Genomic DNA, 19,411 nt, shown 5'->3' on the forward strand with positions numbered 1-19,411 from the left:
ATGAGTATTTCGGTATTGCTGGAACGCACGGACGACCTATTGGAAAAACTCTACCAACAGTTGCCCGATCCTAATCCAACCCTTTTGTTCGATTCGACTGAGCTGCAAGCGTACTCGGAACAAAGTCCGATCTGGCTTGAGTCGACATCCAGCGCTTTCATTATCGAACAAATGCGCGAGTCGCCTTCAGCATGGCCAGGGCTGATCATAGAAAGCCAGGCATCCGATGAAAATCTGTTGGCACACCTTCGGCATATTCTGTTTATACGTTTCGACACAGAGCGCAAAGGGGTGCTTCGCTATTCCAACCCAAGAACAGCGAGCTATTTCTTTACCGTTAAGAACGAGACGACGCCCTACACCTGGATGGGTCCTATCAACCGGATGAGCTGGTATGGCGGTACATGGTACGACTTGGCAAACAACTCACTTCACTGGTTCAGTGTAGAGAATGGGAATACGCGGGACTGGAAAAAAAACGACGGTCTGAACTCTCTGCATCTTGATGTGCTTCATGAACAAGCCTTGCAGCGGCAACAGAAAGAACATTTTGTCTATGTGTGGTGGCACAAGCAGAGCGATGCATCGCTGGCTGAGGCAGCCCAATTCCTGGATGAAGGCATCGCAGATGGTTTCATAGAACCGCAAGAGTTGAACAAATACTTATCGCTACGTGCCAGTTACCCGAACACACAAACTCCAATGATTCCCAAGTGTGGTAGTGGCGAAGAACGCCTGGGCCTTCTGCAGCAATATCTAAGTAGCAATTTCGAGGACAAGGAGTCTCTGACATGAGTAAACCCGTTGGGAGTTTAAGCTCTGGTCCGGCTTGCGAAACATCCAAGGTGATCGTCCAAGTCATAGGCAAGGACCATCCTGCGACTCAGAGAGTAGTGTTGTGTGATCCTGCCGACAAAGTTCAGAAGGCACAGACGGAACCGCAGGAAAAAGAAATTTGCAGTAGCGTTTTGCATGTATGGAATTGCACCGGTGAAGCCAAACGGAAACTCTGGCTGGAAATCGACTCGACGCAGGGTAAACCCATCCGGTTGCCCCTGCTTGCTGATGTTCGATCAACCCCACGCGAATCTGACGTTCAGTGGAACCAACTCGTACCCGTTCTACCTTTCGTTTCGCTTCCCGGCTCAAAAAGTGCGTATGACCACGGCACACCAGTGCTGGCTCGGGCAGGGTTCATCTATGTCTTCTACAAAGGCAAACTATGGCGTGAACTGGAGGTTCGAATCCTTGAAGGGAAAACGACATATCACGACGTGGACATTGCTCACTACCGCCAAGAAAAGACATTTAAAACAGGTGAACGAAAAGTCACTGGGGTAGCGCTGGAAGATATTTGGATACCTTCTCTCTGGAACAATCAGAGAGTGCTAGATCTACAGATGTGCTTTTCTGAAATACAACTACACGCCGCTCGCCTGCAACGCTTTGAGGAAGACAGCCGTTTGCGCAGCCAACGCTGCAAGAACCCGCAAAATCTGACTTGCTCCAACAAGAGCTTTAAAGACCTGTACACCGGTAAGCCCGATGGCAAGGCTATGCTTGAGGCATTTTCAAATTTCAATGTTCACAACTACGCCAATAGCACCGCAGCGGCGCAGGCCACCGTCGTCAAACGCAATCTCGAAAGCGGTTGTTTTCCAGTCAGCGTGGCAGCACCTCAACGATCGCGCGAGCCAGGCTATGAAGGACTACTCGATCATCCTGGCCGCTATCTGTGTGATCTCTCTGGACAGTTCCCTGTTACAGCTAGCCAGAAAGCCAAAACGTTCCTCCAAGCGTGTACCAAAGGCACATCAGAAAATAACGATCCAGTGCAGCGTACCGAACTGCTCGAGTTGAGTGCGGTAGCTGATGCATTAGTTGCATCAATGCCGGCACCAGCCGCCTCTGACAACAAGGAGGCGCCTCCCGACGTATGGATAGCCCAAGCCAGCGTTGCAGATACGCTAGCCAAGGCAAGACAACGGCAAATCTGTGGTGTACTGCTAGAAGATCCACGCTACCGGCTCAGACATCTGAAGAGTCGTTTGGAAACCCATCAGGAACTGCTAAAACTTTGCGCACGTCATGCGACCCAACAAGCCAACCATGCCAGTGCCCTGCTCATACAACAGCTGGTAGTACCCCGTAATCTACAAGGCAAATCTAACCCGTTGCATGCGAGCCTTGAAAAAGTTGGCGGTACTGGAAAGCAGCGAATCAATCAGTGCACCGCTGTTCTGGAACGAACGATGGTCTGGCAGCACATGAATAGTGCTCAGAATCTACTGACTGAAAGCTTGCAACAGGACGTTACACAACAAACCCTGGCCGATCATCTGAGCCTTGATGGCTTTGACTACTTGTCTGCTCTGTTCGTCATCAGCCAAACGATTGCTGCACTTGCGCCCCCCCCCTCGCGTCTTGATCCTCTGGCGCCAAGCGGTGACGTAGTCGATGCCGTAAGCGGTGTCACTCTGTACAGCCCTAAAGCCACACCGGGGCAACAGTGGTTGGCTACTTTGGCCAATAGCGCCGAAACGCCGTTACACCTAATGTTCTGGCCTGAATGCGATATGGAACGCGCCTGCAAACCCTATCAAGTGCCGCAGCCGGAAAAAAACAAAGGGGATGGAAAGTACCGCGCTTCTGAGCTAGCGAAGCTTGAGAACAAAGTCCCACCCGCTGCTGCCCAGCTAACCACGATGGATGCCGATATCGTGGCCAACCTTCTGGCGGGCGCCAGCCTCGATAGTTTTCTGATAACAAGCGGCAAGAATATCAGTAGCGCGCTTCTCGGCATCTACGACACGCTTCAATCGGCCGTGGAAAATGCGCTTGCCGCCACCCTGCCGTCGCGGGAGGCGTTCAATCAGGCGTCAGCCGATGCCGATGCAAGTAATGACGCCCGAAACCGGGCAAATGATCGGATGCAAAAGACACGTGACCGATTGGCAGAACGCGCGCGCCCCGTCAATGTGAAGCTGCACGCACGAGGAGTGGAGCAGCTTCGCAGTATGATGCCGAACACATTCGGTCCCGCCTACTTCATGCGTCGGGGAGCCGTCACGCAAAGCTATTATCTCTTTGGTCTGGAAGATCTTCCTACCCGCGAGTCCGTACCCGTAACGTACTACGGAGAGTTTCTGGACAATAAAGGGAAACTTCTAGGCAGTACCGATCGAACGCGTCTTCCTGAAACCGGCGTCGTAAGCTCCGAACATTTGGTGCTGGCAATCCCGCGCAATCATAGTACTGCACAGTTAGTCAGAAACATGAACCAGCAACTTACGGCTGCCCAGCTTTCCAATACGGCATCCGATGCCGCGAATGCGCGGGTCGTACAGACTGGATCCGCTCTCACTGATGCCGTGAACCAACACAGAACTCGCAATAATGCCCCTGTATTCCGAATTTTAAATTCACGCCCGTTCTCAATAGCAGTACTGATGCTTGAAATGTGGAATGTGAATGCAGAGTTGCAAGGCAGGGAAGCCGCTAGCAGGGAGAAGAATAAAAACCGAGTCCGATTGGGTGTTTTGGCGGCAGGAATGGACCTGATCATTGCGATGGAGTCATTGACCGTAAAACTGGTTGGAACCCAATCCGCGCTCGCGTTAGCCCGAAAACCGATTTACGACTTGGCAGACAGCAATGTAAAAAAGTGGATCGGCAAAGCCCTGACTGAACGACTAACACAAAAAATCACGGCTCGATTGATCACACAATCATTCTCGGGGATCATTTTTGCTGGGATAAGCATTTACGATGCCTGGTATGCCTGGCAATGGAATGACAACGCGATGTATGGATACTTGCTGATGGCTGGCGGTGCTGCAGCTGGAGTGGTTGCCGGAATGGCAACGGGAGCGGCGAGTGCGGGTCCGGTGCTCGGACTGACCCCTTTGGGTTGGCTGGCACTCTTGCTCATTGGCACTGGAGCAGGCTTGGTACTTTGGCTTAGTAGCACTCCACTGGAGGATTGGCTCCTGAACGGCCCTTTTGCATCGAAGGGTGAGGAAAACGCCAAGCATCTTAAAGACCCGCAAGAGGCTCTTTATCGATTGATCGGGTTACTTTCCGGTATCGGAATTTCGGTGAAGCCAAACACGCTTTTTGATCCTAACGCAAAACTTGACATACATTCGGAAAGTCCTTTTGAAGTCCGTAATGCCAATACAGTGATTCGCATCGAAAGCAGACTGCCCGGACTTATCGGGAGCATAGGCAACATTGGCATTCAGGCCGAGTGTCGAATTCGTGAAGTAGTGACTACCAATTTTCGAGGATCACCATTATCAACTCAGAAAAACGTATCTGGCAGCCCTACTGTTTATAAAGCGCAGCGTGTATACATGGATGCGCTGGAACTGTACGTTGACACTCCAGAAATGATCACCACACCCAAAAAGTCGACAGGGTACGAATGGGCCGTACGTGCACAGTTCGTTCTAAAAAATCAGTCTGAAACACGTTACTTTCCAGCACCCAGTGTAAAAGACCCTACTCGTTTTAGCGCAGCGTATGCCAAGGCAGACTTCAACAAAACCAACCGCCCATTCTGGGCCGATGAGCAGACGAACAAGGCCTGAACATGTCAAAAGACGCTGAACCGCAGCTTTACTACTCTGAAGAAGCTTACCGGGCAGACCGCATCCCCGTGCAAGCAGACTCAGCGAAGCGAAGCCCCCTTCACAAACTAACCGGCACGCGCTTGCCTTGGGGTCACACGCAAGATGTGGTTCCAGAAAATATAATGGAAGATCCAAAACCAGAAAGTATGCGTTTTTGGGAGCAATGGGAGAAAGAAAAGGCAGAGATGAAAGCGAATGGGAAATACGTGCCACGCCCATTCGAAGATGTGGAGCTGCACTGTAAATATGATCATGAGCGGTTCCGTTTTGCTCAATTGCCCTTTCGATCTCAGTTCTGGCTCTCGCTCAGAACCTTTTGCAAGTGGGGGATGATCATTCTCCTCCCATTATGTTTTCTGATTGATTCGCTATTTGAAATGGACTCATCTGAATTCAACATAAGAGAGCTCACAAACAACTCCATTACATTACTCATTATAAAAATTTTACTCCCACCTTGGATAATTAGCAGCATCATTGTCAATTACTTCCCGAAAGTCTGGTTTCGACCTCCCAAAGGGCCGCTATGGGAATTGAATCGCGTTACAGGACAGGTGACGATTTTCAATTACGCACGTGCAAAAATGCAAAGTAAAACCGCTGACATGGTTGCACCATTTCACGAATTCGATGCCTATATCGTAACGTCACCAGATCGCCAAGGATTGCCCACGAATGGGTTACAACTCGCTCATCGCTATAGTGATACCACCATTAATCTGAGCGCCCTGATAACCCCTGACAATACGACACAAAGACCCTGTGCGCTCTGGGACTTCTTGCAAAATTTTATGGACACCCAACGTCCACTGCCTGAAATCCCGATGTATGAACCCTATCGAAACTCGGATCCAACGACTTTTGAACATGATAAAAAAAATGGTCGACCAGCGCGTTATTGGATCGATATGGACAACGATACTTTCAAAGCAAAAGTTAAGGAAATGCTTGAAAAAATCGACACCATAGATACATTTGCTCGCCCGAACCTTATGGCAAAAGCAGTCAAATACATTGATTAGACATTGTTTGGTCAGGGAAGATATTGGACAGATGGTGACAGATCTACTTCCTGAAAAAAGCTGTCATCATTTCCATACAACGAAAACTCTGCATCAGAAAATCCAGAAACAACATCTACACTTCAGAATAAAGAAAAAAAGAAAAGGTGACAGATTTATTTTCTACAAAATAAATCTGTCACCTTTCATCTACGCAGAAGCATTTTATCGCCTGATTGGGCTACTTGCGGGTGTCAGCATTGACGTTAGAAGCAACCCGCTTTTTGACGTCAACGCAAAACTGGATAACCAAAATCCAACGCCATATGACGTGAGGACTTCCAATACAGTAGTTCGTATAGAAAGCCGGCTGCCTGGTCTTTTGGGCAGCGTGGGTAGCATTGGTATTCAAGCTGAGTGCCGGATGAGAAAAAAAGAAATCTCATACGCCAGGTTTATGCCAATGACCACGCAAACCAGCATTCTGAATGAAATTCCACCTATCAAAGCGCAGCGTCCGTTCCCGGACTTTCTGGAGCTATATCTGGACACTCCGGAATCGAAAGGATCTGCAATAAAAAAGCCGTCGGATACGATCTGGCCGTTCGAGCACAATTCGTTCTTAAAACCGCCTCGGAAACACGCTACTTCCCGGCCACCGGCGTAAAAGACCCCACACGTTATGGTCCGGAGTACGCGAAAGCGGACTTCGTCAAGACCAAACGGCCTTTCTGGGCTGACGAACAGACTAATAAGGCTAACTGATGCCAGCGCTCATGGAACCCTCCACCTATTACTCAAACAAAGCATACGACCCGCGTCGAATACCAAACCAGGTGGACGCATCCGTCCGCGGAACTCTGCATAAGTTGATCGGGACTCGGCTTCCTTGGGGAAATGCGCAAGAAGTAGTTCCAAGCAGCTTATTCCAAGATCCGACTCCCGAAACCCTGCGGTTTTGGGAGAAATGGGAATTGGAAAAAAATGAAATGAAAGCAAGCGGTACCTATACGCCACGTCCGCTTGAAGATGTGGAGCTTCACATCAAGCATGACCATGAAGTGTTTCGCCATGCGCAGTTGCCTTTTCGCTCGCAATTCTGGCTATTTCTAAAAAGTGCCGGGAAGTGGGCAACTATCATATTGATCCCCGTTTTGATACTGGCTCACATCACAGTGATGTCCGCGTCAGAACAGTCTGCCTGGGATTTCACAACCCATCTGTTTATCAGTTTTTATTCTTGGGCATTAGGTTTACCGCTCATCTGCTGGATGATAGGCCACATCGTCATCACCCGCTTTCCGACAATCTGGTTCCGCCCTCCCCAAGGCCCGAAGTGGGAATTTAACCGGCGTACGGGCGTGGTCAGAATCTTCAATTACAGGAACGCTGCCGATAAAAACGAAGCTGTCGAATTTGAAGCTCCTTTTACTGAGTTCGACGCTTACATCATCACCAGCCCTGACCGGCAGGGCTTGGCCATGAACAGTTTATCGCTGGTCCATCGCTATAACGGTGCCGGGATCAACTTCAACGACCTGATAACTCCAGACAACACGACCCAGCAACCCTGTGCGCTATGGGACTTCCTGCAGAACTACATGGATGTCAGCCGCCCGATACCCGACATACCGATGTTCGAAGCTTCACGTCACCTTGATCCTGTCTCGGTTGCACACGACAAAAAAAATGGACGTAAGCCCCGTTACTGGATTGACATGGCCGACAATGTTTTTAAAGAAAAACTCGCAGAATTACTGGTACGAATCGATGCCATCGATACATTCAGTCGATCCAACTTGATGTTGAATCATGTGAAATATATGGATTGACGTCAGTGAAACCTCAAAGCTGCCACTGCCCAAAGTCCGGATCTTTCAACCAGCCAAGGCCGAATTTGCATTGAAAATCCCCGGCGAGCGAATTCCTGACCTCGCCGGGGATGGAGCAAGCGCTACATAAAGAAAAAATGACAGATTTAATATCTAAAAAATAGATCTGTCACCTTTTTTCTATTGAGATAACCAATGAACGCCACCATGTTAAATTTTGAAAAGCCACCAGCACTACCTCCGCAGCTACATTGGGAGCATGAAAAAGAACCAGCATTATTGGAATGGACAATCCGAGCAAGAAACTACAACACTTTTGTTGCCAATTTAATGTTTTTTGCATGCCTAATCGCCATAACAGCAGCTTCATTTTTTATATATCAAAGCATGGACGATGATCCTGTTTTCAGTGCAACATTGACCTCTCTATTTTTCATTACAGTGGGCATTTCATTAATATCAATCACCCATCAAAAAATGAATTTCGCTTACCGTCTTACCCGGTCAGGGATAGAATATTGCAAGTGGAATGACCTCCCCAAATATACTTTCACATTTCTCAAATGGTTCTCCGGAATAACAGCAATCGCTTTCATTCTGCTGGCCGTTATTGATCCTGCTTTTTTGATAGGTGCCCTGATAGGACCGGTCGGCATGGGCTTGACTTACCTCCTGTTGATCAACTCGAAAAACTACCAAGAAATGCACACCCAACATCACCACTACGCATACAGATGGGAAGACATCACCCAACTGGCTATCGCTACAAACAGAGAAGTCGTAGATTTAAAGTACAGCGTCATTCAAGACGGCGACAACCATAAAACGAACTGGAACCTGAACATTTTCTGCGGCAACAAACAAAAAAAAACTGTAGCCAACCTGATTAAACCCTACTTATCCAAAGACGTGCCCTTCATCACCGCCAAGGTCGATGTACCGCTAAGCACTGATTGACAAAAATGCAAGCAAAACGACAAGAAAACCACAAACAATGGAATTAAAAAACGACATTCCCCCTTCAGAAAAACCATTAAAAAATCAGGAAAAAATCCTGATGAAATGGACGATAAAAGCCAAACCCCGGGATACAACCAACATGGACATTGGCATGGCAATTATTATAGCCATCGGTGTAGCGGCGATAATAAATGGTATCCAAGAGTCTTATATCCTCAACTTATCAGAAGAAAATGGCTCCATTTTCTTGAATCTTCATGCTGGTATAATCTGGACTTTGGTAGCCACCTACCTTTGGACTCTTGTCGTTCATCAAAAAAAGACATATACCTATACTATTACCGAAACAGTGGGAACCGAGGAATCTTCAGTAAACTTTTCAAAGTCTGCTCATACCGTATTCAAGGCCATATCGGTGCTATTTTTTATAATTATTATCGCAACCATTATCTATAGCCCTACATCGGCTTTAATACTCGCAGGCCCTGCAGGGATGGCCTTGATAGCTGCAAAATTTTTTCTTACCTGGAATAACACTCCAAAAATAGAAGAATCATCCGAATGGAAAGAATACAAGTTCGTCACCATCGACAAAAAAAGACGTTTAATCGTAGCTCAATACACCGACATCATGATCGGCTTCGAGGCCAGGCTTCCCGAAAGCTTATTTGCGGAATACTTATCAACACTTAAAGAACTACTTCCGAAAGATGCAGTTTTTGCGGAAAAAGATTGGATGTGGTGAACTACCAAACCGAAACATGGAAACCTTCGCGATGATCCTGGCCGTAGCGGAATAATACGAACATGACAAAACCCAGTGACAACTCATTCAACCAGATTTCATGCAGAGCCTTTGAAGAAGAATCAAGTGCACATGAACGCCTCCTTATGGAATGGTCGACAAAAACAATAAAATCTCCACCTAAGGAAATCATGAAAGCACAGCTTTGGCTTTTTGCTGGCGCGACGCTAATGAATATTTTTGTAACGGCCATCACTTGGAATAACCTGCCACAATATACGCTTGGACTTTTGTCGGTGTATATATTTTCGTACGCACTGACCATTTACTTCATATTTTTATTACGCCAAAAAACAGTATTCAATTACTCCATCACAGAGAATCATGGAAAAGTCGAACATTATCGGCACTACCCAGAATCTTCCGGAACCATTTTCAAAAGCCTCGCTATTTTTATAATATTATTTTTCTCAGGCGTTGCGATTTATACAGGGTCCTTGGCCTTTATGATCGGCCCGGTAGCTATGGCTCTTGGAGCGGCAAAAACCCTTCTCGGCTGGAAAAACAAAACAACCAACTCGCGCAGCTCCCCTTGGGCGGAATATAATTTTGTAACTATAGATCGGTCCAGGCTCATGATAATCATCCATAGAACCAACCAATCAGTGGGATTCGAAGCACGCTTCCAAGAAACGGCTACATTCGATCGTTACTTGAGAACTTTGAAAGCAGTACTACCAAGCAGCGCCATATTCACAGAAAAGAATTGGCAATGGTAATTATTGAAAAACTTATAATCACACTGACTACTTATCTAAATATATAAAAGATAGAAAGGTGACAGATCCATTTTCTAACAAATGGATCTGTCACCTTTTCCTTGATCCGAGAGCACCGTTGCCGCTGCCCACTTATACTTACCTGGATTTCAGTGGCGGCATGCCCCAGGTGCTCTCATGGTAAATGACGCCGGGTGGACCATTTATGGCTGCGGTCATGACGTTCTGGAACCTGCCTAACCGCCTCGTCGAATTCACAACCTAAAAAGTTGCCTGACGCACCTGCCTCTCCAACTCCACCCTCAACCCCGGCTCCAGCTTCAACTGCTTCGCCAGCTCATCCAGATACGCCTTCTCCATAAAGTTCTCCTCATCCACCATCATCACGCTCGCCACGTACATTTCGGCGGCCATCTCCGGTGTGCTCGCCGCGCGGGCAACGTCGGTAGGGTCGAGGGGTTTGTTGAGTTCGGCGTGGAGCCAGTGTTTGAGCTCCTGATCGTTGTCGAGCCTGGTGAATTCGCCTTCAATCAGTTGGCGTTCGCGGTCGTCGATGTGGCCGTCAGCTTTGGCGGCGGCGACCAGGGCTTTGAGGATGGCTTGGCTGTGTTGTTCGACTTGCGCCGGTGGCAGGCGGTCGAGGGTTTGCGGTTCGCTTTGTGGGGCGGTGCCTTTTTGCGCGTTCCAGTTGCCGTAGGCTTTGTAGGCGATCACGCCCAGTGCGGCGAGGCCGCCGTAGAGGGCGACTTTACCGCCAACCTTGCGGGCCTTTTTGCTGCCCAGCAGCAGGCCCATGGCGCCGGCCGCCAGGGCACCGCCGCCTGCGCCTGACAGCAAACCGCCAAGTGCGCCATTACTGGAAGATCCGCCCAGCAAGCCGCCCAAACCACCGGCAGCCGGTTTGTTCTGCGCCCCGCCCGCCTTGTTCTGCAGCAGATCCTGGCCGGACTTGAGGAGTTGATCGAGCAATCCACGGGTGTTCATGTTCCGCCTCCAAACAGGGGTTATCCGGATCAATAAGGCCCTCAGCCTAGTTCGAAAGTGCCCGTCGTTTGGGTGCGAGTGTGCTTCCAGATGTTGCCTGGCCCTCAGCAGCCCTTCGTGAAAATAGATATACACTCGAGACAATCTATAAAAACCGCCCACCGGGTAAACCTTCCATGATGACCTTGCGTCAGATCCGCCATTTCATCGCCGTGGCCGAGACCGGCTCGATCTCCGCCGCCGCACAGACCGCGTTCATTTCCCAATCGACCCTGACCCTGGCCATCCAGCAACTGGAGGAAGAAATCGGCGTCAGCCTGTTCAACCGCCACGCCAAGGGCATGACGCTCACCCATCAGGGGCACCAGTTTCTACGCCAGGCGCACTTGATTCTGGCAACCGTGGACAACGCCAAACGCAGCCTGCAACAGAGCACCGATCAGGTCGCCGGGCAGTTGATCGTCGGCGTGACCAGTCTGGTGGCCGGTTATTACCTGGCGGATTTGCTCACTCGTTTCCAGCGTGCGTACCCCAACGTCGAGATCCGGGTGATGGAGGACGAGCGGCCATACATCGAGCATCTGCTGGTCAGCGGCGAGATCGATGTCGGGGTGTTGATCCTCTCCAACCTCGAAGACCGCCACGCCTTGCAGACTGAAGTGCTGACCCATTCACCGCACCGTTTGTGGCTGCCGGCCCAGCATCCGCTGCTGGAACACGACAGCATCAACCTCGCCGACGTCGCCCGGGAGCCGTTGATTCAACTGAACGTCGACGAGATGGATCGCAATGCCCAACGCCTTTGGCGCGGCGCCGGGCTGCAACCGAAGATCACCCTCAGAACCGCGTCCACAGAGGCGGTGCGAAGTCTGGTCGCGGCCGGCTTGGGCGTGTCGATCCAGCCCGACATGACTTACCGCCCATGGTCGCTGGAAGGGGACATCATCGAAGCCCGACCGATTGCCGACCTCAACCAGACCCTCGACGTCGGTCTGGCCTGGCGCCGTGGCACCGCACGCCCTGCGCTGGTCGACCCGTTCCTGACTGTGGCCCGCGAGCAGCCTCACGGCGGACGCAAGCCATCTATTTAATCGAATGCCACCTTCAGTATTTAGAATTTGTCGACCCCGGAGCCGCGCACTAGTCTTGCTGCATCTATAAGACGGTCGGCTCCTGGATCCACGGGAGCAACATGGCCATACAAGAAAAGAGATCACGGAAAATGGCTGGCGCGCAGACCCACATGCACACCGCGTTGCTGATCGACGGCGAACTGGTCGCCGGGCAAGGATTTGTCGAACCAATCCTCAACCCGGCCACCGGTGAAGTCCTGACCCAGATTGCCGAAGCCAGCACCGAGCAAGTCGAAGCCGCCATCCTCGCCGCCCATCGCGCCTTTGCCGAGTGGTCGCGCACCACCCCGCAACAACGCTCGAACTTCTTGCTGGAAATCGCCAACGCCGTCGAAAAGCACGCCGACCACCTCGCCCGCCTCGAAGCCCTGAACTGCGGCAAGCCGCTGCATCTGGCGCGGCAGGATGATTTGACCGCCACGGTCGATGTATTTCGCTTTTTCGCGGGTGCCGTGCGCTGCCAGATCGGCCAGCTCAGCGGCGAATACGTGCCGGGCTACACCAGCATGGTGCGCCGCGACCCGATTGGCGTCGTCGCCTCGATTGCACCGTGGAACTACCCGATCATGATGGCCGCGTGGAAGATCGCACCGGCCCTCGCCGCCGGCAATACGCTGGTGTTCAAGCCGTCCGAACACACGCCGTTGTCGATTCTGGCGCTGGCCCCGGCACTGGCCGAAATTCTGCCGCGCGGGGTGATCAATATCGTCTGCGGTGGCGGCGAAGGCGTCGGCAGCCACTTGGTCGGCCACCCGAAAGTACGCATGGTGTCGCTGACCGGCGATATCGTCACCGGCCAGAAAATTCTCCAGGCCGCCGCCAAAACCCTCAAGCGCACGCACCTTGAACTCGGCGGCAAGGCCCCGGTGATCGTCTGCAATGACGCCGATCTCAAAGCCGTGGTCGAAGGCGTGCGCACTTATGGCTATTACAACGCCGGGCAGGATTGCACGGCGGCTTGCCGGATCTATGCCCAGGCGGGAATTCACGACAAATTGGTCGCCGAGCTCGGCGCGGCGGTCAGCAGCCTGCGCTTCGCCGGCAAACGTGATGCCGACAACGAGATCGGCCCGCTGATCAGCACCCGCCAGCGCGACCGAGTGGCCAGTTTCGTCGAGCGCGCCCTCGGTCAGCCGCACATCGAACGAGTGACCGGTGCGGCAGTGCATTCCGGCGCCGGGTTCTTCTATCAGCCAACCCTGCTGGCGGGTTGCAAACAGAGCGATGAAATCGTCCAGCGTGAAGTGTTCGGCCCGGTGGTGACCGTGACCCGCTTCGACGAACTGGCGCAAGCGGTGGACTGGGCCAACGACTCGGAATACGGCCTCGCTTCGTCGGTGTGGACGCAGAACCTGGACAAGGCGATGCAGGTCGCCGCACGCCTGCAATACGGCTGCACGTGGATCAACAGTCATTTCATGCTGGTCAGCGAAATGCCCCACGGCGGGCTGAAACGCTCCGGCTACGGCAAAGACTTATCCAGCGATTCGCTACAGGACTACAGCGTGGTGCGGCACATCATGGCACGCCACGGCCAGCATCTCTGACTACGCTAATAACAAGCCGACCACGGCATGCTTCACCGCGTTCACAACTGCCCCGACCATAATTTAAAGAAGAGGGTTCACCATGTTCGTGCACAAGACCGCACTGCTCAGTGCAATCACCACGGCCCTGCTGGCCAGCGCCAGCCTGCAGGCCGCCGAGCCGCTGAAAGCCGTCGGCGCCGGCGAAGGCCAGCTGGATATCGTCGCCTGGCCCGGTTACATCGAACGCGGTGAGAGCGACAAGGCCTACGATTGGGTGACCGGTTTCGAGAAGGAAACCGGCTGCAAGGTGAATGTAAAAACCGCCGCCACGTCTGACGAAATGGTCAGCCTGATGGCCAAGGGCGGTTACGACCTGGTGACCGCGTCGGGCGATGCGTCGCTGCGGTTGATCGTCGGCAAGCGTGTGCAACCGATCAACACTGCGTTGATCCCGAACTGGAAAACCCTCGACCCACGCCTGAAAGACGCGCCGTGGTACGTGGTCAACAAGGAAACCTACGGCACCCCGTACCAGTGGGGCCCGAACGTGCTGATGTACAACACCAACGTGTTCAAGACCGCACCGACCAGTTGGAACGTGGTGTTCGCCGAACAGAACCTGCCTGACGGCAAGTCGAACAAGGGCCGTGTGCAAGCCTACGACGGCCCGATCTACATCGCCGATGCAGCGCTCTATCTGAAGTCCACCAAGCCTGAGCTGGGGATCAAGGATCCGTACCAGCTCACCGAAGAACAGTACAAGGCTGTGCTGGAACTGTTGCGCGCCCAGCAGAAGCTGATCCACCGCTACTGGCACGACACCACCGTGCAGATGAGCGACTTCAAGAACGAGGGCGTGGTCGCGTCCAGCGCCTGGCCGTATCAGGTCAACGGCCTGATCAACGAGAAACAGCCCATCGCTTCGACCGTGCCGAAAGAAGGCGCCACCGGTTGGGCCGATACCACCATGCTGCACGCCGAGGCCAAGCACCCGAACTGCGCCTACAAGTGGATGGACTGGTCGCTGCAGCCGAAAGTCCAGGGTGATGTGGCGGCGTGGTTCGGTTCGTTGCCGGCAGTTCCGGCGGCGTGTCAGGGCAGTGAGTTGCTCGGGACCGAGGGCTGCAAGACCAACGGGTTTGATCAGTTCGAGAAGATTGCCTTCTGGAAAACACCGCAGGCTGAGGGTGGGAAGTTTGTGCCGTATAGCCGGTGGACGCAGGACTACATTGCGATTATGGGCGGTAGGTAATCGCCCACACACCGATCGTTCCCACGTCGAGGCGTCGATCCGTCTGCGTGGGAATGCATCACCGGACGCTCCGCGTCCATTCGCATGAGCTGACGCAGAGCGTCACGGGCTGCATTCCCACGCAGAGCGTGGGAACGATCAATTCGAACACTGTTTTTCAGAAGTCCAGGCAGGGCCGCTGCGACGGCCCTCGCCTTTTTGGAGCACCGCACCATGACGCTTGCAGTCCAGTTCACCAACGTTTCCCGGCAGTTCGGCGAAGTGAAAGCCGTTGACCGGGTTTCCATCGATATCCAGGACGGCGAGTTCTTTTCCATGCTCGGCCCTTCCGGTTCGGGCAAGACCACGTGCCTGCGCCTGATCGCCGGGTTCGAGCAACCGAGCGCTGGCTCGATCCGCATTCACGGCGCCGAAGCCGCCGGTTTGCCACCCTATCAACGCGACGTAAACACGGTGTTTCAGGATTACGCGTTGTTCCCGCACATGAACGTGCTGGACAACGTGGCCTACGGTTTGAAAGTCAAAGGCGTGAACAAGAACGAGCGCCACAAGCGCGCCGAAGAAGCGTTGGACATGGTCGCCCTCGGCGGCTACGGCGCCCGCAAACCGGTGCAGTTGTCCGGCGGTCAGCGCCAGCGTGTCGCCCTCGCCCGCGCGCTGGTCAATCGCCCGCGAGTGCTGTTGCTCGACGAGCCGTTGGGCGCTCTCGATTTGAAATTGCGCGAACAAATGCAGAGCGAACTGAAGAAGCTGCAACGCCAGCTCGGCATCACGTTCATCTTCGTCACTCACGACCAGACTGAAGCGCTGTCGATGTCCGACCGCGTGGCCGTGTTCAACAAGGGCCGCATCGAGCAGGTCGACACGCCGCGCAATCTGTACATGAAACCCACCACCACGTTTGTCGCCGAGTTCGTCGGCACTTCGAACGTGATTCGCGGCGATCTGGCGCGCCAGCTCAGCGGTCATCCGCAGCCGTTTTCGATTCGTCCGGAACACGTGCGTTTCGCCGAAGGCCCTCTGGCCAGTCACGAAATCGAAGTCAGCGGTCTGCTCCACGACATCCAGTATCAGGGCAGCGCCACGCGCTATGAACTGACCCTGGAAAACGGCCAGACCCTGAGCATCAGCCACGCCAACAATCAGTGGATCGACAGCAGCGCGCAACACCAGACCGGTCAGCGCATCAGCGCACGCTGGGCACGGGAAGCGATGATTCCGCTGCACGACACCGTTGCGAGCGGGGTGTGACATGACCGCCCTCGCCCTCCCTCAATCGGCGCCGTTGCGCAGGTTTTCCAACCTGCTCTACCGCAAGCCGAACCTGTATTTGTCGATGCTGCTGGTGCCGCCGCTGTTGTGGTTTGGCGCGATCTATCTGGGGTCGCTGCTGGTGCTGCTGTGGCAAGGTTTCTACACCTTCGACGACTTCACCATGGCGGTCACGCCGGATCTGACGCTGGCCAACTTCGCCGCGCTGTTTCAGCCGTCGAACTTCGACATCATCCTGCGCACCCTGAGCATGGCCGTCGTGGTGTCGATCGCCAGCGCCATCGTCGCGTTCCCGATTGCCTACTACATGGCGCGCTACACCACCGGCAAGACCAAGGCGTTTTTCTACATCGCGGTGATGATGCCGATGTGGGCCAGTTACATCGTCAAGGCCTACGCCTGGACGCTGCTGCTGGCCAAGGGCGGTGTGGCGCAGTGGTTCGTTCAGCACCTGGGGCTGGAACCGGTTCTGCAGTTCATTCTGGGGATTCCCGGGGTCGGCGGCAGCACCTTGTCGACCTCGCATCTGGGGCGCTTCATGGTGTTCGTCTACATCTGGCTGCCGTTCATGATCCTGCCGATCCAGGCCTCACTGGAACGCCTGCCGCCGTCGTTGCTGCAAGCCTCCGCCGACCTCGGGGCCAAACCGCGTCAGACCTTCATGCAGGTGATTCTGCCGCTGTCGGTGCCGGGGATTGCGGCCGGTTCGATCTTCACGTTCTCACTGACCTTGGGCGACTTCATCGTGCCGCAACTGGTGGGCCCGCCGGGCTACTTCGTCGGCAGCATGGTTTACGCGCAACAGGGCGCGATCGGCAACATGCCGATGGCCGCGGCGTTCACGCTGGTGCCGATCGTGCTGATCGCTATTTACCTGTCCATCGTCAAACGACTGGGGGCCTTCGATGCACTCTGAGAAAGCTTCCATTGGTCTGCGCATAGCAGCCTGGGGCGGGTTGGTGTTTCTGCACTTCCCGATCCTGATCATCTTCCTCTACGCCTTCAACACCGAAGACGCGGCGTTCAGTTTTCCACCCAAAGGCTTCACGCTGCACTGGTTCAGCGTGGCGTTTTCGCGGCCCGACGTGCTGGAAGCAATCAAGCTGTCGCTGCAGATTGCGAGCATCGCCACCCTGATCGCGATGGTGCTCGGCACCCTCGCTTCCGCCGCGCTGTACCGCCGGGACTTCTTCGGCAAGCAGGGTATTTCGCTGATGCTGATCCTGCCGATTGCACTGCCGGGGATCATCACCGGGATCGCGCTGCTGGCGACCTTCAAGACGCTGGGGATCGAGCCGGGGATGTTCACCATCATCGTCGGCCACGCGACCTTCTGCGTGGTGATCGTCTACAACAACGTCATCGCCCGTTTGCGCCGCACCTCGCACAGCCTGATCGAGGCGTCGATGGATCTCGGCGCCGACGGCTGGCAGACCTTCCGCTACATCATCCTGCCGAACCTCGGCTCGGCGTTGCTCGCCGGCGGCATGCTCGCGTTTGCGCTGTCGTTCGACGAAATCATCGTCACCACCTTCACCGCCGGCCATGAACGCACCTTGCCGCTGTGGCTGCTCAACCAGTTGAGCCGCCCACGGGACGTGCCGGTGACCAACGTCGTGGCGATGCTCGTGATGCTGGTGACCATGCTGCCGATCCTCGGCGCCTACTACCTGACCCGGGGTGGCGAGAGCGTCGCAGGCAGCGGCGGCAAATGATTTCCCTGACCTTTCCCACCCTGAATTTGCAGTAGAAAGAGGACAACAACATGCAAACCAAACTCTTGATCAACGGCCAACTGGTCAACGGCGAAGGCCCGGCGCAACCGGTGCTCAACCCGGCGCGTGGCGAAGTGCTGGTGGAAATCAACGAGGCCAGCGAAGCCCAGGTTGATGCCGCGGTGCGCGCCGCCGACAGTGCCTTCGCCGAATGGTCGCAGACCACGCCGAAAGACCGTTCGCTGTTGCTGCTCAAACTCGCCGACGCCATCGAAGCCCACGGCGAAGAACTGGCGAAACTGGAATCGGACAACTGCGGCAAACCCTACAGCGCCGCGCTGAACGATGAGATCCCGGCGATTGCCGACGTGTTCCGTTTCTTCGCCGGCGCCAGCCGTTGCATGAGTGGTTCGGCCGGCGGCGAATACCTGCCCGGCCACACCTCGATGATCCGCCGCGACCCGGTGGGCGTCATCGCCTCCATCGCGCCGTGGAACTACCCGCTGATGATGGTCGCCTGGAAAATCGCCCCAGCCCTCGCCGCCGGTAATACCGTGGTGCTCAAGCCGTCGGAACAAACCCCGTTGACCGCGTTGCGGCTGGCCGAACTGGCGTCGGAAATTTTCCCGGCCGGTGTACTCAATCTGGTGTTCGGGCGTGGGCCGAGCGTAGGCAGTCCGCTGGTGACTCATCCGAAAGTGCGCATGGTCTCGCTCACCGGCTCCATCGCCACCGGTTCGAACATCATTTCCAGCACCGCCGACAGCGTCAAACGCATGCACATGGAACTGGGCGGCAAGGCGCCGGTGATCATCTTCGACGACGCCGACATTGATGCTGCGGTCGAAGGCATTCGCACTTTCGGCTTCTACAACGCCGGCCAGGACTGCACTGCCGCGTGCCGGATCTATGCCCAGCAAGGCATCTACGACAAGTTCGTCGAGAAGCTCGGCGCGGCGGTCAGCAGCATCAAGTACGGCTTGCAGGATGATCCGTCGACCGAACTCGGGCCACTGATCACCGCCCAGCATCGCGACCGCGTGGCCGGTTTTGTCGAACGCGCCGTGGCGCAATCCCACATCCGCTTGATCACCGGCGGCAAGGCTGTGGACGGCAACGGTTTCTTCTTCGAACCGACGGTGCTGGCCGACGCGCAGCAGGACGACGAAATCGTCCGCCGCGAAGTGTTCGGGCCGGTGGTGTCGGTGACCAAGTTCACCGATGAAGCCCAGGCGCTGGAGTGGGCCAACGATTCGGACTACGGCCTCGCTTCCTCTGTGTGGACGGCGGATGTAGGGCGCGCCCATCGCCTGTCCGCCCGTTTGCAGTACGGCTGCACCTGGGTGAATACGCACTTCATGCTTGTCAGCGAAATGCCTCATGGCGGTCAGAAACTGTCCGGCTACGGCAAGGACATGTCCATGTACGGGCTGGAGGACTACACCACGGTTCGGCATGTGATGTTCAAACACTAAAAGCATTCCCCCGGCTTCAAGGCAGAAACCGGTCATCCGCATCACCAGGCATTCAAAACAATAACTACCGATCCGGGCGGCGCTCACCAAGCCCCGCCAC

At 54.4% G+C, this 19,411-nt stretch carries 16 protein-coding genes; 15 read left to right on the forward strand and 1 reads right to left on the reverse strand.

The window, feature by feature from the left end; genetic code table 11:
- From AC07VV_RS15410 to AC07VV_RS15445, 8 genes are all read left to right on the forward strand, one after another.
- On the forward strand, positions 1 to 795 hold the full coding sequence (locus AC07VV_RS15410) for a DUF4123 domain-containing protein (RefSeq protein WP_423204989.1): 795 nt from the start codon (positions 1 to 3) through the stop codon (positions 793 to 795).
- Entirely contained in the window at positions 792 to 4,592 is a 3,801-nt protein-coding gene (locus AC07VV_RS15415) for a hypothetical protein (RefSeq protein WP_495036699.1), read from the forward strand. The genes AC07VV_RS15410 and AC07VV_RS15415 overlap by 4 nt, the downstream gene beginning before the upstream one ends.
- Positions 4,593 to 4,756: 164 nt before the next feature.
- Positions 4,757 to 5,656, forward strand: coding sequence for a hypothetical protein (locus AC07VV_RS15420; protein ID WP_423205732.1), 900 nt, complete (start codon positions 4,757 to 4,759; stop codon positions 5,654 to 5,656).
- A gap of 34 nt (positions 5,657 to 5,690) precedes the next feature.
- Complete coding sequence (locus tag AC07VV_RS15425) at positions 5,691 to 6,302, forward strand: hypothetical protein (RefSeq protein WP_495036700.1); 612 nt, start codon at positions 5,691 to 5,693, stop codon at positions 6,300 to 6,302.
- Between the two features lie 97 nt (positions 6,303 to 6,399).
- Complete coding sequence (locus AC07VV_RS15430; RefSeq protein WP_423204986.1) at positions 6,400 to 7,467, forward strand: hypothetical protein; 1,068 nt, start codon at positions 6,400 to 6,402, stop codon at positions 7,465 to 7,467.
- A gap of 207 nt (positions 7,468 to 7,674) precedes the next feature.
- Entirely contained in the window at positions 7,675 to 8,424 is a 750-nt protein-coding gene (locus tag AC07VV_RS15435) for a hypothetical protein (RefSeq protein WP_495036747.1), read from the forward strand.
- A 37-nt stretch (positions 8,425 to 8,461) separates the two neighbouring features.
- Positions 8,462 to 9,172, forward strand: coding sequence for a hypothetical protein (locus AC07VV_RS15440; RefSeq protein ID WP_495036701.1), 711 nt, complete (start codon positions 8,462 to 8,464; stop codon positions 9,170 to 9,172).
- Between the two features lie 62 nt (positions 9,173 to 9,234).
- The gene (locus AC07VV_RS15445; protein WP_495036702.1) at positions 9,235 to 9,951 is read left to right on the forward strand and encodes a permease; all 717 of its coding nucleotides are present in this window, start codon (positions 9,235 to 9,237) and stop codon (positions 9,949 to 9,951) included.
- A 261-nt stretch (positions 9,952 to 10,212) separates the two neighbouring features.
- Here the strand turns inward: AC07VV_RS15445 and AC07VV_RS15450 are convergent, their stop codons facing one another.
- Positions 10,213 to 10,935, reverse strand: coding sequence for a tellurite resistance TerB family protein (locus AC07VV_RS15450; protein WP_495036703.1), 723 nt, complete (start codon positions 10,933 to 10,935; stop codon positions 10,213 to 10,215).
- A gap of 176 nt (positions 10,936 to 11,111) precedes the next feature.
- On the opposite strand from AC07VV_RS15450, the gene AC07VV_RS15455 reads away from it, so the two are divergent.
- From AC07VV_RS15455 to AC07VV_RS15485, 7 genes are all read left to right on the forward strand, one after another.
- On the forward strand, positions 11,112 to 12,026 hold the full coding sequence (locus AC07VV_RS15455; RefSeq protein WP_007954670.1) for a LysR family transcriptional regulator: 915 nt from the start codon (positions 11,112 to 11,114) through the stop codon (positions 12,024 to 12,026).
- Positions 12,027 to 12,127: 101 nt separating this feature from the next.
- Positions 12,128 to 13,615 carry a gamma-aminobutyraldehyde dehydrogenase gene (locus AC07VV_RS15460; protein ID WP_495036704.1) on the forward strand — a complete coding sequence of 496 codons (1,488 nt, stop codon included), beginning with the start codon at positions 12,128 to 12,130 and terminating at the stop codon, positions 13,613 to 13,615.
- An 82-nt stretch (positions 13,616 to 13,697) separates the two neighbouring features.
- Entirely contained in the window at positions 13,698 to 14,849 is a 1,152-nt protein-coding gene (gene ydcS, locus AC07VV_RS15465) for a putative ABC transporter substrate-binding protein YdcS (RefSeq protein WP_495036705.1), read from the forward strand.
- A 213-nt stretch (positions 14,850 to 15,062) separates the two neighbouring features.
- Positions 15,063 to 16,100, forward strand: coding sequence for an ABC transporter ATP-binding protein (locus tag AC07VV_RS15470; protein WP_096819314.1), 1,038 nt, complete (start codon positions 15,063 to 15,065; stop codon positions 16,098 to 16,100).
- Between the two features lies 1 nt (position 16,101).
- The gene (locus AC07VV_RS15475; RefSeq protein ID WP_007954664.1) at positions 16,102 to 17,037 is read left to right on the forward strand and encodes an ABC transporter permease; all 936 of its coding nucleotides are present in this window, start codon (positions 16,102 to 16,104) and stop codon (positions 17,035 to 17,037) included.
- Positions 17,027 to 17,836 (forward strand): ABC transporter permease, encoded by an 810-nt coding sequence (locus tag AC07VV_RS15480; RefSeq protein ID WP_207866805.1) that lies wholly within the window; start codon positions 17,027 to 17,029, stop codon positions 17,834 to 17,836. The genes AC07VV_RS15475 and AC07VV_RS15480 overlap by 11 nt, the downstream gene beginning before the upstream one ends.
- Before the next feature lie 50 nt (positions 17,837 to 17,886).
- Complete coding sequence (locus tag AC07VV_RS15485) at positions 17,887 to 19,311, forward strand: gamma-aminobutyraldehyde dehydrogenase (protein ID WP_495036706.1); 1,425 nt, start codon at positions 17,887 to 17,889, stop codon at positions 19,309 to 19,311.
- Positions 19,312 to 19,411 lie beyond the last annotated feature (100 nt).

Source organism: Pseudomonas sp. GW821-FHT02C04, from assembly GCF_059421845.1.

What these genes read in the sequence shown, in the direction of transcription:
- AC07VV_RS15410 (WP_423204989.1), top strand. Translation starts at nt 1, where the DNA reads ATGAGTATTTCGGTATTGCTGGAACGCACGGACGACCTATTGGAAAAA.
- AC07VV_RS15415 (WP_495036699.1), top strand. Translation starts at nt 792, where the DNA reads ATGAGTAAACCCGTTGGGAGTTTAAGCTCTGGTCCGGCTTGCGAAACA.
- AC07VV_RS15420 (WP_423205732.1), top strand. Translation starts at nt 4,757, where the DNA reads ATGGAAGATCCAAAACCAGAAAGTATGCGTTTTTGGGAGCAATGGGAG.
- AC07VV_RS15430 (WP_423204986.1), top strand. Translation starts at nt 6,400, where the DNA reads ATGCCAGCGCTCATGGAACCCTCCACCTATTACTCAAACAAAGCATAC.
- AC07VV_RS15435 (WP_495036747.1), top strand. Translation starts at nt 7,675, where the DNA reads ATGTTAAATTTTGAAAAGCCACCAGCACTACCTCCGCAGCTACATTGG.
- AC07VV_RS15440 (WP_495036701.1), top strand. Translation starts at nt 8,462, where the DNA reads ATGGAATTAAAAAACGACATTCCCCCTTCAGAAAAACCATTAAAAAAT.
- AC07VV_RS15445 (WP_495036702.1), top strand. Translation starts at nt 9,235, where the DNA reads ATGACAAAACCCAGTGACAACTCATTCAACCAGATTTCATGCAGAGCC.
- AC07VV_RS15450 (WP_495036703.1), bottom strand. Translation starts at nt 10,935, where the DNA reads ATGAACACCCGTGGATTGCTCGATCAACTCCTCAAGTCCGGCCAGGAT.
- AC07VV_RS15455 (WP_007954670.1), top strand. Translation starts at nt 11,112, where the DNA reads ATGATGACCTTGCGTCAGATCCGCCATTTCATCGCCGTGGCCGAGACC.
- AC07VV_RS15460 (WP_495036704.1), top strand. Translation starts at nt 12,128, where the DNA reads ATGGCCATACAAGAAAAGAGATCACGGAAAATGGCTGGCGCGCAGACC.
- ydcS (WP_495036705.1), top strand. Translation starts at nt 13,698, where the DNA reads ATGTTCGTGCACAAGACCGCACTGCTCAGTGCAATCACCACGGCCCTG.
- AC07VV_RS15470 (WP_096819314.1), top strand. Translation starts at nt 15,063, where the DNA reads ATGACGCTTGCAGTCCAGTTCACCAACGTTTCCCGGCAGTTCGGCGAA.
- AC07VV_RS15475 (WP_007954664.1), top strand. Translation starts at nt 16,102, where the DNA reads ATGACCGCCCTCGCCCTCCCTCAATCGGCGCCGTTGCGCAGGTTTTCC.
- AC07VV_RS15480 (WP_207866805.1), top strand. Translation starts at nt 17,027, where the DNA reads ATGCACTCTGAGAAAGCTTCCATTGGTCTGCGCATAGCAGCCTGGGGC.
- AC07VV_RS15485 (WP_495036706.1), top strand. Translation starts at nt 17,887, where the DNA reads ATGCAAACCAAACTCTTGATCAACGGCCAACTGGTCAACGGCGAAGGC.